This is a genomic window from Ruegeria sp. (assembly GCF_965199275.1).
Classification (GTDB): Bacteria; Pseudomonadota; Alphaproteobacteria; order Rhodobacterales; family Rhodobacteraceae; genus Ruegeria.
Genome location: NZ_CBDAQX010000021.1, coordinates 93,605 through 105,451 on the forward strand (window position 1 = coordinate 93,605; position 11,847 = coordinate 105,451).

The window sequence follows — 11,847 nt, forward strand, 5'->3', positions numbered from 1 at the left end:
AGTGCCTTTTGGCAACCAAGGCATAATAATATCAATGACTTATACGAAAAAATGTCGGAAGTCAGGAGATGCAGGCATTTTCCGATCTCTGGCATGAGTTTGAGAGTGCCAGTTCATCCGATGCGCGGTTTGCAAAGGCTGTTGACCGGTTTCAAACCCCAATCGCAAATTTGGAAACGGGCGGCGGCTCATGGGTTGATTATGCCGTGACCTACCCTCAGATCGAAGCGCGGGTAAGGCCCGCCATCGAACGCGGTGCGCCTGGTCTTTGGGATTGGTTGCAACCGTATTTGGCAGATTACTTCACGGTTTCAGCGAGGGGCTAGGCAAAAGAAAAAGGGCCAATAAGGCCCTTTTCCCTGCTAGGATCTTGATTAACGCCAAAACTACAAAACAAAGAAACCAACTAACAATTGGGTTGCATCAGAACTGACGGACCCCCCGTCTGCAAGCCACCCTAGCGCCGCAATAAGAGTCGAAGCAAAAACGACGTATTTAATAAACACAGTCATTGAAAAACTCGAAAACAAATCAACAAATACTGTTCTGTTATTTGCATAAATTGTGATCAGATCGTAGTCAGGTATACCCGACCTTTATCTTGTGGTGTCACGCACCCAAGCAACCGAATGTGCTTGCCGGGGCGGCCTGTTTCATGTTGAGAATTCGCGCGTGATTTGCATGCAAAAGGTTGAGATCATGCCCAAAGCCTACCTGATCCTGCTGATGGCCGTCTTTGCCGAAACCGTAGGCACAACGGCCTTACAGGCCAGTCAGCAATTCTCGCGCTTCTGGCCTTCGGTTCTGGTCGTAGTTGCTTACGGAGTGGCGTTCTACCTATTGGGATTGACGTTGAAATACATGCCAGTGGGCATCGTCTATGCGATCTGGTCCGGGCTTGGGATTTTCTTCATCGCCATCATCGGCTTTGTGGTGTTTGGGCAAAAGCTCGACCTTTGGGCGGTTCTGGGGCTGACCCTGATATTGGCCGGAATCCTGATCATTCATCTGTTTTCAAAGACCGCAGGCCACTGAACGCCGGTTTGGGCTGGTATATTGCGTCAAGCCGCGCTATGCGCCGGGCAACTTCCCGTTCAAAGGCTGACCTCTCATGGACCTGCGCAATATCGCAATCATCGCTCACGTGGACCACGGTAAAACGACCCTGGTGGATGAGCTGCTCAAACAATCCGGCGCGTTCCGGGAAAATCAGGCCGTGGCGGAACGCGCCATGGACAGCAACGATCTGGAACGCGAGCGCGGCATTACCATTCTGGCCAAGGCGACCTCGGTCGAATGGAAAGGCACGCGCATCAACATCGTCGACACCCCCGGCCACGCCGATTTCGGTGGCGAGGTTGAGCGTATCCTCAGCATGGTGGACGGTGTTGTCCTGCTGGTTGACGCGGCTGAAGGCCCGATGCCTCAGACCAAGTTCGTGACCTCCAAAGCGCTGGCACTGGGCCTGCGCCCCATCGTAGTCCTGAACAAGGTCGACAAACCCGATGCCGAACCCGACCGGGCTCTGGATGAGTGTTTCGACCTCTTCGCAAACCTCGGCGCCATTGACGATCAGCTGGACTTCCCGGCCATGTATGCCTCGGGCCGGTCTGGCTGGGCGGATATGGAGCTGGACGGGCCACGCAAGGACCTGACCGCGCTGTTCGATCTGGTTGTCGATCACGTGCCTGCGCCGAAACAGGCCGAAAAGAAGGACGAACCGTTCCGTATGCTGGCCACCACCTTGGGCAGCGACCCTTTCATCGGTCGCATCCTGACGGGCCGCGTGGAAAGCGGTACTCTGAAAGCGGGCGACAGCCTCAAGGCGCTGTCCCGTGATGGGACATTGATTGAGAACTTCCGCGCGTCGAAAATCCTGGCCTTCCGCGGTCTGGCCCAACAACCGATCGACGTAGCCGAAGCCGGTGACATCGTGACCATCGCAGGTATGAGCAAAGCTACCGTCGCGGACTCGCTGGTGGCCCCGCAGGTTGAAGAGGCCCTGCCCGCTCAGCCCATCGACCCGCCGACCATCACCGTGACTTTCGGCATCAACGACTCGCCTCTGGCTGGTCGTGACGGCAAGAAGGTGCAATCCCGAGTCATCCGCGACCGCCTGATGAAAGAGGCGGAGTCGAACGTCGCGATCCGCATCACCGACACTCCAGGAGGCGAGGCGTTCGAAGTGGCAGGCCGTGGCGAACTTCAGATGGGCGTTCTGATCGAGAACATGCGCCGCGAAGGGTTCGAGCTCAGCATCTCTCGTCCGCAGGTTTTGTTCCGCGAGGAAGACGGTCAACGGCTGGAGCCTGTCGAAGAAGTCACGATCGACGTGGATGACGAATATTCCGGTGCGGTCATCGAAAAGATCACCGGTGCGCGTAAGGGCGAACTGGTCGAGATGCGCCCTGCCGGTGCCGGAAAAACCCGGATCATAGCGCATGTGCCGTCCCGTGGCCTGATCGGCTATCACGGAGAGTTCCTGACGGACACCCGCGGCACTGGTGTTCTGAACCGCGTGTTCCATGGCTGGGCTGCGCATAAAGGGCAGATCCCGGGCCGTCGTGCTGGCGTTTTGATCTCGATGGAGAATGGCCAGGCCGTCGCTTACGCCCTGTGGAACCTCGAAGAGCGTGGCCGCATGTTCGTTGGCCCTCAGACCGATGTCTATCAGGGCATGGTGATTAGTGAGCATTCCCGCGACAACGATCTGGAAGTGAACCCGCTGAAAGGCAAGAAACTGACCAACGTGCGGGCCAGCGGCTCGGACGACGCGGTGCGCCTGACGCCCCACATCCAGTTCTCATTGGAAGAAGCCATCGCCTATATTGATGACGACGAACTGGTCGAGGTGACGCCTAACGCAATCCGTCTTCGCAAGCGATTCCTTGACCCGCATGAGCGGAAACGGATGGCGAAAGCCGGATAAATCGCCGTTCTCGATTGGGAAACAATGCCATTTTTGTGACATTATTTCCTCAATCTTGAAAAATGGCATTCAAGGAACGGTCAGCCCTCGGCTGGCCTTTCTTATTGGTTTTAAGTGATTTTTGCGATTTTTCCGGTCTTTTAGCAATCTCGCCAAGTGGGCGGCGACTGTCGAGAACATTCTGAATTGTCCGGTGTAGGTAACATGCCAATTGTCCGCTTCAGTTGATTGCGCGGTGGCCCAATTCGGAGGGAGCCGTAGGCGACCGTAGATTTGGGCCACCGCGTTCGCGCCACGTCGAAGCGGGTCACGCGACTTTGTGTTTGCTATCCTCCTGTGTGATGGGTGATCCGTCAGGCTGGTAGCGGCCAATGCATCTCGGGCCGTGGAAGATGACCAGTTGACCATCGGGGTATTCGTGGACCCTGACCTTCGCCTTGACGAAATGATGACGGTGCCTGTCTGCCGCGATCTGCATGACCAGGCCCTTGTAGCGCACCGTATTGTCGTTGCCGACGACGCGGTCTTCCTGCACACACAGGGTGTCGCGCACATTGCCTGTAAACGGCACGAAGGCCGAGGTCGTATCCTCCGGCTCCTTTGCAAACAGGGCATTGTGTTCGGGAAGATAGACCTCTTTCAGGAACTGATTGGCCTCTTCAATGGTTGTGATCCCATGGGACCGCAGTTCCTGCGGCAATCGGTTCTGGAACGTGCCAAACATGCGTTCAGACCGTCCACGGGCCTGCGGTGAATAGGCCGGGATCAGCTCAATGCCGAGTTGCTGCAAGGCGCGCCCGACCTGGGTCAGATTGTCCTTGTCCACTTTGCCGCCCGCTTCGGGCGTATGCCAGTAATGAGAGCCCCGATCGGCATAGAGCGAGCAAAACAGACCTTGCGCCTCGATCACCTCTGTCAGCCCCTGAAAACTGCTCATCGTCCCTTCTTCCTCGACAAAGAATGCCGAATAAACCCGGTTGGTGGCATCGTCCATTGTAGAAAAGCGTGCAATTTTGACCCCCTAAGCGGGGAAATCGGCGTCCAAATTTGACCCCTCCCTATGGTTGTAGACATCCTTTTCATTGAGCAGTCGATGGAGAGGCAAGCGGGATGATTTGCGTGGAAACTATTAGAAAAGTGCGTCGCTTACACCTGATCGAAAAAAAGAGCATCAAGGAAATTTGCCGTTCGCTCAATTTGAGCCGTGCAACGGTTCGAAAGATAATCCGATCGGGAGTGACGGAGTTCAAATATGAGCGCAAATCGCAGCCATACCCGGTGCTCGGGCCTTGGCGCGCGCGTCTGGATGAAACGCTTGAGGAGAACGAGGCGCTTCCGAAGAAACACCGCAAGCGGATGACCAAAATCTGGAAGGAACTCTCCGATGATGGTTTTGGCGGCGGGTATGACAGTGTTCGACGCTACACAAAGAATTGGCGCATTGCGCACGGCCGACAACAGGCGCAGGCGTTCATCCCGCTGATCTTTGATCCTGGGGAGGCGTACCAGTTCGACTGGAGTGTGGAGACGGTTTTGATGGACGGTGCACTCACGACCGTGAAGGTTGCCCATTTCAAACTTTGCCATAGCCGCATGCCATTCTCCATTGCCTATCCGCGCGAGACGCAGGAGATGGTCTTTGATGCCCACGACGAGGCCTTCAAATTCTTTGGTGGAGGCTGCATCAACGGGATCTACGATAACATGACGACCGCCGTCGATGCGATCCTGTCGGGCAAGGAAAGAAAGTTCAACAAGGCATTCTCCCGGATGTGTTCTCATCATCTGGTGAACCCGATCGCCTGTACGCGCGCGGCCGGTTGGGAGAAGGGTCAGGTTGAGAATCTGGTCAAGGAGAGCCGCGCCTATAGTTTTACACCGCGTCTGGAGGTGGCCGACTTCGATGAATTGAATGCCCGGCTGCAAAAAGACGCGATCAAACGCGCAAAAGAACTGCGGCATCCGGAAAACCTGGAGGTGACGGTCTGGGAGGAGTTCCAGCAGGAAAAGCCGCTGCTGACGCATCTGCAGAAGCCCTTCGTCGGGTTCCGTGAAAAGACGGTCGCCGTGAGCCGAACCTGCCTGATCAACTTCGAAAGAAACAAATACAGCGTTGAGGCAAGAGCTGTTGGACGTCAGGTCCAGTTGCAGGTCTACGCCACGCGGATTGTCCTGCGCCAAGACGGTGAGATTGTCGGAGAGCACGAACGGTGCTTCGGCCGAGGAAAAACGATCTTCAACCCTTGGCACTATGTGCCCGTCCTCAAGCGCAAGCCTGGCGCTCTGCGCAATGGAGCACCGTTCCGTGACTGGGACCTACCACCGGCAATGACGCAGATCTGGACCCATCTGCGGGGCACATCCGACGGAGACCGGCAACTTGCCGATATTCTTTTCGCTGCTTACCAGCACGACATTGATGTGGTCGAGGCTGCCTGCGAAGAAGCTCTAAAATCTGGCCTGCGCAAGGCCGATGCGATCCTGAACATTGTCTCTCGGCGCACCAATCCCCCGCCGCCAAAGGCGATTGAGCCGCCTGCCCACCTGCAGCTGAAAATGGCACCGATCGCGGATTGCGCTCGCTATGACAGGCTTGGAGGCTCCCATGCAACTGCGTAAGGAAATTCTCGAACTTGCCCGTCAACTGAAGTTGCCAGGCATCGTCAACTGCTTTGACGAAGTGATGCAGGCCGCAGCCAAAAACAACTGGCGGCCCCAACAGGTCGTGGCCGAACTCCTCACGGCCGAACTGGCCGAAAAGACTGCGCGCTCGATCCGGTATCAGATGGGTGCCGCAAAGTTCCCGGTCTGCAAGTCCTTACCTGAGTTCGACTTCACGGTCAGCCCCGTCAACGAGGAAGTCGTGCGCAATCTTCATGACGGCGATTTTATGGACCAGGCCAGGAATGGCGTGCTGGTCGGTGGAACCGGATCGGGCAAAACGCATCTCGCAACAGCGATCGGGGGCCACGCGGTCAATAACCGCCGGCGGGTCAGGTTCTTCAGCGCTGTGGATCTCGCGAACAAGCTGGAGGCTGAACATCGCGAAGGCAACGCCGGGCGGCTCAGCGAGCAGCTGATCCGCGTCGACCTCGTGATTATAGACGAACTCGGTTATCTGCCGTTCGCAGAGTCTGGTGGACGATTACTCTTCCATCTCATCAGCAAACTGTACGAGCGAACGTCTATTCTGCTAACAACCAACCTCGCATTTGCTGAATGGCCGAGTGTGTTCACAGATGCCAAAATGACCACTGCTCTCCTGGATCGACTGACACACCATTGCGATATCATCGAAACCGGGAACGAAAGCTGGCGAATTAACCACCGCGACTAACCTCGAAATCGGGGAATAAATTCAAAACAGACAGCAGGTCAAACCTTCAGTCGAGCTACGCTCTCTTTTCGGTTTGACCTGCTGTCCACCCCCTCCTGAATCAACCTAAACACGACCCCCTCAACGCCCCTCTTAGCTCCAAGGGGGGTCAAATTTGGACGCCGATGGGGGGTCATTATTCAATGCCGATTGACAGTCCATGGTGACGATCAGATCCCACCACTGACCCGGAACCCATTCATGGCTGGAGCCGTCCTGATGCAACATCATGCCAACCATCGGACGGCGGGGCCGCTTGCGCCGATGGGCACCTCGTCGGGGTGCTGCCTGAACCCGGCCGTGGCGCTGCAGTGTAAGCCGCACCCAGTTGTAGCTCTGTGTGAAACCATGGTGGGCCACCAGCTTCTCGTGGAAATGCTTCGGCGTGTAATCCCAGTACTTGGTATCAAACAGTTCAAGCATCTCCATGACCTTATCCGTGGCAACACGATTGTTGGCCAGTTTGCCAAGCCGACGGTCGTACAGACCTTCTGCACCATCCGCCTCAAATCGATCCTCCCAACGCCTGACGGTGCGCACGGATACACCCAGTATCTCAGCCGCCTGTTCTTGCGTCAGCTTGTTCGCGCTTCGCCGCGAATACACATCTTCAAACTTCATCAGTCGAACTTCCTGTAACACTTCTGCTCGGTTCATAACGCCTCCTCTCAGAGACAGAATAGAACCGGACAGATCGCATGTTACATACACCGGACATATCGCGTGTTAGCGACAGCCAAGTGGGCGGCGACTTGTAAGTTCGACCTTAAAAAGGTGTAATCTTGTCCAAAGTGTGACGTCGTTCATACAAGCCCATTTGGTTTTGGTGCATAAGTTCGACGCAGAGATTAACGAGTACCGAGGAGTTCCATCATGGGCATCCATTCCAGCAAACTAAAAGTAGTCGCCGCAGCTGTTGCCGTTCAAATGGTAGGCGTTACAGCCGCACAAGCCGCATGTACTGTCTCAACGGCACGTCAGGCTGCAAGCTCGCCCGAGATCCTCTGCGAATGTGACGCCGTCACATCGGGCATGATCCGTTACATTCAGCGTCGCGCCGATTTCGGCAACTTCCTGGCCCGTACCGGTGCGGAATGCCCGCAACTGGCCGCGCTGCTTTCGGACTTACCAACCGCATCCACAGGGTTCGCTGATCAAAGATCCGGCGATGGAAAACCTGATGGAAATCCCGGTACTACGGGTGGTCCGTCTGGAAATCCTCCGGGTGAAGATAGTGGGCCCGATGACAAGGGTGACGATGGCGGCAAGAAAGGCGGCGACGGCGGTAAGAAAGGTGGCGACGGCGGCAAGAAAGGTGGCGACGGCGGCAAGAAAGGTGGCGACGGCGGCAAGAAAGGTGGCGACGGCGGCAAGAAAGGTGGCGACGGCGGCAAGAAAGGTGGCGACGGCGGCAAGAAAGGCGGCGACGGCGGCAAGAAAGGCGGCGACGACACCAAGAAAGGCGACGAAGCTACACAGTAGAGCCTTAAGGTTTAAGATCTAAGCAAGATCAAAATTGGCGATAGCGAATTGTTCGTACCGAAGATTTAAAAAGGGCGCCGCAATCGGCGCCCTTAACCCTTTGGGTGCGAGATTTAATCAACTGTTCCCATAAACCCCAACCCAACGGCGCGGCTGTTTTGGGTCTTGCATCCTCAGAAACAGATACCGGGTCGCTTTCCACGGTTTGATGCTGTTGGTCAAGTTGTCCAGAACCAGATCACCCTGAGCTGATCGATACACCAACACAGCATGCGCGTTCCGACGCGTATCCAAAACAGTCGCAATCAAAAGCTTGCTCGGATCAATTCCTGCTTTGATCAGGTTGCGCTTTTTCAACAAGGCAAAGTCTTCGCAATCACCGCCCCGTGTCGTCGGCAAGGCCCAAAACTCACGCTGTCGGTATTGAGATTGGTCTGTAATTGCACGGGTGGACGCGTTGACTTGCAAGTTCACTTTCTTGACGATCTGCATTTCCTGTTTGCTCGTCAACGAAGCCGCTCTTTGGCCTGAACAGGCCCAGCTGTACTGACGGCAAAGCTGCTGCGCTCCGGACGGTGGCGGAGAGGTTGAAATCGCGGTGATGAACGCGCCCTCTGATGCCTGCGCGACAGAGGCGGTGAAAAACGACGTCAGGACCAAAGCGCAAATCGCAACGGAGCGCCCTGAAAATCTGACGACCGACCGAAGACCCGCCGAAAAACCTACTGCCGAATATTTCATACCCGTTCCTCAATCCATGTTGCCCGCGTGAGTCCGGCCAATCAGGGTGTCGAAGTTTTCCGACTTTAACCGCAACTGGCTTTGGTGACGCAATCAATGTTGAAGATCAGGGGTAAAAAAGGCGGAAATTCGTCACAATCCGCGGCAATTTCGGGCAAGAATTGAGGGCAATTCGCCACATTTATAACTAGGTTAGATTGTTGAAGCGTTGTAATGTATTGTTTTTTATTAAACTTTTAATGTAATCGCGACCCCCAAGAAAGAAATGGAAGCCGCGCGGGATTTTGTGTGCTGATTTTCGCTGAGTCTGTCAAACCGACCCGGCTGAAACAGCTGATTCTCAGTCGGTGATCTCAACAACGACCAATTCGCGCTCGCTCGCCCCGCGGGCGTGATCGAGCGCTTCTTGGTATGCGGCGGAGTTATAGCACTCGACCGCGGCCTCGACTGAGGGGAAACGTGCGACCACATTTCGCGGACGCTCCTTCCCTTCGAGCTGAACGTAACGCGCCGCACGCGCAATGAATTCTCCGCCATGCGCAGCGATCGCAGGCCCCGCCAGCTCGGCGTATTTTCCATAAGCTTCGGTGTCAGTCACCGTGACATGTGCAATCCAAAGAGCAGCCATCTTACCCCTCCAATACCTGTTCCGCGGCTTTGATCGCCGCATCAGCGTTACTCGCGTCTTTGCCGCCACCTTGGGCCATATCCCGGCGACCTCCGCCGCCCTTACCGCCCAGCTCAACCACTGCGGCTTTGACCAGACTAACGGCAGAAACCGTATCGGTCAGGTCCGCGGTGACCCCAGCCGCGACGGCCGCTTTGCCGCCTGTGTCCGCGATCAGAAGAACCGCGCCAGATCCCAGCCGGCTTTTGTGTTCGTCAATCAATGCTGGAAGATCCTTGCCGGATACACCGCTGAGTGTCTGGGCCAGAAACTTGACGCCGTTGACTTCGGTCGCTTCCGCGCCGCCGCCCTGCCCGGCCCCGCCTGCCATAGCGAGATCGCGGCGCAGCTGAGCAACTTCGTTTTGCAGGGCTCTCCGCTCATCCAGCAGAGATTTCACGCGTGTGACCACGTCATCCGGCTGTGCTTTCAACTCTAACGCGACCTGTGCCAAGCGGTGATCTTGCGCGGACAGATAGCGGAAGGCTTCATCGCCCGTGAGCGCCTCAATCCGCCGGACACCTGCACTGCTTGCACTGTCGCCCAGTACAACGAACGTGCCGATATCGCCGGTTTGGCGGACATGCGTGCCACCGCAGAGTTCAATCGACCAAGTCTCGCCATCCTGGCCCTTGCCGGTCGGCGCCTTACCCATCGAAACAACGCGAACTTCGTCGCCGTATTTCTCACCAAACAAAGCCTGAGCACCCAGTTCACGTGCGTCGTCCGGCGTCATGATCCGGGTTTCTACGCTCGAGTTCTGGCGGATGAAATCGTTCACCTCACGCTCGACCTTTTGGATTTCCTCCAGAGTCAGAGCCTTGGAATGGCTGAAATCGAACCGCAAACGATCCGAGGCATTCAAAGAACCCCGCTGAGCTACGTGATTGCCCAAAGTCTCTCGTAGAGCTTCGTGCAAAAGGTGCGTGGCAGAATGATTGGAACGAATGGCCGAACGGCGCGCATGATCCACTTCTAGCTCAACCGCGTCACCTTTGGATAGGGTGCCATGATCCACGGTCACCTTGTGTGCATAGACTTTGCCATCGGCGAATTTCTTGGTGTCTTCAACGCGCGCAATTTCTTCGCGCGCATCGAGGCGGCGTAGCTCACCACTGTCGCCGACCTGACCACCAGCCTCGCCATAGAACGGTGTTTGGTTCACGACGACCCAGCCACTGCCACCCTGTTCGATCTTGTCGACCAGAGCGCCATCGACGATCAGCGCCGCGACCTGAGCCTCGGCTTTTTCGGTGTCATAGCCCAGGAAATCGGTCGCGCCAGCGCTGTCGGCCACGTCAAACCAAACCGCCTGATCCGCAGCCTCGCCGGAACCGGCCCATGCCGCGCGGGCCTTGACTTTCTGCTCTGCCATGGCCGCATCGAACCCGTCAGTATCGACGGTCCGGCCTTTTTCCCGCAGGGCATCCTGGGTCAAATCGAGTGGGAACCCATAGGTGTCATAGAGCTTGAACGCCGCATCACCGGACAAAGCAGCACCGTCGGGCAGGCCCGCGACCTCGTCATCCAGCAACTTCAGGCCGCGATCCAGCGTTTGCTTGAACCGTGTTTCTTCCAGCAGCAGAGTCTCTTCGATCAACGCCTGCGCCTGCCCCAGTTCCGAGTATTGAGCGCCCATCAGTTGTACGAGCGAGGGCACCAGCCGGTGCATCACCGGATCCTTGGCGCCCAAAAGGTGTGCGTGACGCATGGCGCGGCGCATGATCCGGCGCAGAACATAGCCACGTCCGTCATTGCTGGGCATCACGCCGTCAGCAATCAGGAACGAGGTTGAGCGCAGGTGGTCCGCGATCACGCGGTGGTGAACGTTCTGATCGCCATAAGGATCAACGCCGGTCGCCTCCGCCGAAGCCTCGATCAGTGTCTTGAACAGGTCGGTGTCGTAGTTGTCATGGCTACCTTGCAGCAGCGCGCCGATCCGCTCCAGCCCCATGCCAGTGTCGATCGACTGCATGTCAAGCTCCACCATCGAGCCGTCCTCGAACTGCTCGTTCTGCATGAAAACGATGTTCCAAATTTCGATGAACCGGTCGCCATCTTCCTCAGCCGATCCCGGAGGGCCGCCCCAGATGTGATCGCCGTGGTCATAAAAAATCTCGGTGCAGGGACCGCAGGGTCCGGTCGGCCCCATCTGCCAGAAATTGTCGCTGGTAGCGATACGGATGATGCGATCCTCGGGAACGCCGACTTTCTTCCAGATTTCAAAGGCTTCGTCGTCGGTGTGATAGACCGTGGTCAGCAGACGGTTTTTGTCGATGCCGAATTCCTTGGTGATCAACTCCCATGCGAAGGGAATCGCGTCGTGCTTGAAATAGTCACCGAAGGAGAAGTTCCCCAGCATCTCAAAGAAAGTGTGGTGGCGCGCGGTATAACCCACATTGTCGAGGTCATTGTGCTTGCCGCCTGCCCGCACACATTTTTGCGCGGTGGTCGCGCGCTGGTAGTCGCGCGTTTCAACACCGGTGAACAGGTTCTTGAACTGCACCATGCCCGAGTTCACGAACATCAAAGTCGGATCGTTGCGCGGCACCAGAGGGCTGGACGCCACCACTTCGTGCCCCTGCTTGGCAAAGTAGTTCAGAAAGGTCGATCGGATGTCGTTCAACGTTGGCATGGGGCTCTCTCAGCGCG

At 56.6% G+C, this 11,847-nt stretch carries 11 protein-coding genes; 6 read left to right on the forward strand and 5 right to left on the reverse strand.

What is annotated here, in order from left to right; all coding sequences use genetic code 11:
- Positions 1-41 precede the first annotated feature (41 nt).
- The 3 genes from ACOERD_RS15210 to typA all read left to right on the forward strand — a co-directional run bounded on the left by ACOERD_RS15210 (position 42) and on the right by typA (position 2,929).
- A complete protein-coding gene (locus ACOERD_RS15210; RefSeq protein WP_419740149.1) occupies positions 42-326 on the forward strand; it encodes an HD domain-containing protein in 285 nt (94 codons plus the stop codon).
- A 373-nt stretch (positions 327-699) separates the two neighbouring features.
- On the forward strand, positions 700-1,035 hold the full coding sequence (locus ACOERD_RS15215; protein WP_419740150.1) for a DMT family transporter: 336 nt from the start codon (positions 700-702) through the stop codon (positions 1,033-1,035).
- Between the two features lie 76 nt (positions 1,036-1,111).
- Positions 1,112-2,929, forward strand: coding sequence for a translational GTPase TypA (gene typA / locus ACOERD_RS15220; protein WP_419739596.1), 1,818 nt, complete (start codon positions 1,112-1,114; stop codon positions 2,927-2,929).
- A 307-nt stretch (positions 2,930-3,236) separates the two neighbouring features.
- Here typA and ACOERD_RS15225 read toward each other — a convergent pair whose 3' ends face one another.
- Entirely contained in the window at positions 3,237-3,923 is a 687-nt protein-coding gene (locus ACOERD_RS15225; protein ID WP_419739597.1) for a hypothetical protein, read from the reverse strand.
- Positions 3,924-4,039: 116 nt separating this feature from the next.
- Between ACOERD_RS15225 and istA the strand changes: the two genes are divergently transcribed.
- Entirely contained in the window at positions 4,040-5,548 is a 1,509-nt protein-coding gene (gene istA / locus ACOERD_RS15230; RefSeq protein WP_419737605.1) for an IS21 family transposase, read from the forward strand.
- A complete protein-coding gene (gene istB / locus ACOERD_RS15235; protein WP_419737606.1) occupies positions 5,535-6,266 on the forward strand; it encodes an IS21-like element helper ATPase IstB in 732 nt (243 codons plus the stop codon). The genes istA and istB overlap by 14 nt, the downstream gene beginning before the upstream one ends.
- A gap of 132 nt (positions 6,267-6,398) precedes the next feature.
- Here the strand turns inward: istB and ACOERD_RS15240 are convergent, their stop codons facing one another.
- Positions 6,399-6,962 carry a helix-turn-helix domain-containing protein gene (locus tag ACOERD_RS15240; protein ID WP_419739598.1) on the reverse strand — a complete coding sequence of 188 codons (564 nt, stop codon included), beginning with the start codon at positions 6,960-6,962 and terminating at the stop codon, positions 6,399-6,401.
- A 216-nt stretch (positions 6,963-7,178) separates the two neighbouring features.
- On the opposite strand from ACOERD_RS15240, the gene ACOERD_RS15245 reads away from it, so the two are divergent.
- Complete coding sequence (locus tag ACOERD_RS15245; RefSeq protein WP_419739599.1) at positions 7,179-7,787, forward strand: hypothetical protein; 609 nt, start codon at positions 7,179-7,181, stop codon at positions 7,785-7,787.
- A 117-nt stretch (positions 7,788-7,904) separates the two neighbouring features.
- Here the strand turns inward: ACOERD_RS15245 and ACOERD_RS15250 are convergent, their stop codons facing one another.
- The 3 genes from ACOERD_RS15250 to alaS form a co-directional block, all read right to left on the reverse strand.
- A complete protein-coding gene (locus ACOERD_RS15250; RefSeq protein WP_419739600.1) occupies positions 7,905-8,528 on the reverse strand; it encodes a transglutaminase-like cysteine peptidase in 624 nt (207 codons plus the stop codon).
- Between the two features lie 340 nt (positions 8,529-8,868).
- The gene (locus ACOERD_RS15255; protein ID WP_170705000.1) at positions 8,869-9,156 is read right to left on the reverse strand and encodes a DUF1330 domain-containing protein; all 288 of its coding nucleotides are present in this window, start codon (positions 9,154-9,156) and stop codon (positions 8,869-8,871) included.
- Between the two features lies 1 nt (position 9,157).
- Positions 9,158-11,830: an alanine--tRNA ligase gene (gene alaS, locus ACOERD_RS15260; RefSeq protein WP_419739601.1), complete on the reverse strand. Its 2,673-nt coding sequence runs from the start codon at positions 11,828-11,830 to the stop codon at positions 9,158-9,160.
- Positions 11,831-11,847: the final 17 nt, after the last annotated feature.

Excerpts from the sequence above, each read along its gene's own strand:
- typA (WP_419739596.1), top strand. The coding sequence starts at position 1,112 with ATGGACCTGCGCAATATCGCAATCATCGCTCACGTGGACCACGGTAAA.
- ACOERD_RS15250 (WP_419739600.1), bottom strand. The coding sequence starts at position 8,528 with ATGAAATATTCGGCAGTAGGTTTTTCGGCGGGTCTTCGGTCGGTCGTC.
- ACOERD_RS15215 (WP_419740150.1), top strand. The coding sequence starts at position 700 with ATGCCCAAAGCCTACCTGATCCTGCTGATGGCCGTCTTTGCCGAAACC.
- ACOERD_RS15240 (WP_419739598.1), bottom strand. The coding sequence starts at position 6,962 with ATGAACCGAGCAGAAGTGTTACAGGAAGTTCGACTGATGAAGTTTGAA.
- ACOERD_RS15245 (WP_419739599.1), top strand. The coding sequence starts at position 7,179 with ATGGGCATCCATTCCAGCAAACTAAAAGTAGTCGCCGCAGCTGTTGCC.
- ACOERD_RS15225 (WP_419739597.1), bottom strand. The coding sequence starts at position 3,923 with ATGGACGATGCCACCAACCGGGTTTATTCGGCATTCTTTGTCGAGGAA.
- ACOERD_RS15255 (WP_170705000.1), bottom strand. The coding sequence starts at position 9,156 with ATGGCTGCTCTTTGGATTGCACATGTCACGGTGACTGACACCGAAGCT.
- alaS (WP_419739601.1), bottom strand. The coding sequence starts at position 11,830 with ATGCCAACGTTGAACGACATCCGATCGACCTTTCTGAACTACTTTGCC.
- istA (WP_419737605.1), top strand. The coding sequence starts at position 4,040 with ATGATTTGCGTGGAAACTATTAGAAAAGTGCGTCGCTTACACCTGATC.
- istB (WP_419737606.1), top strand. The coding sequence starts at position 5,535 with ATGCAACTGCGTAAGGAAATTCTCGAACTTGCCCGTCAACTGAAGTTG.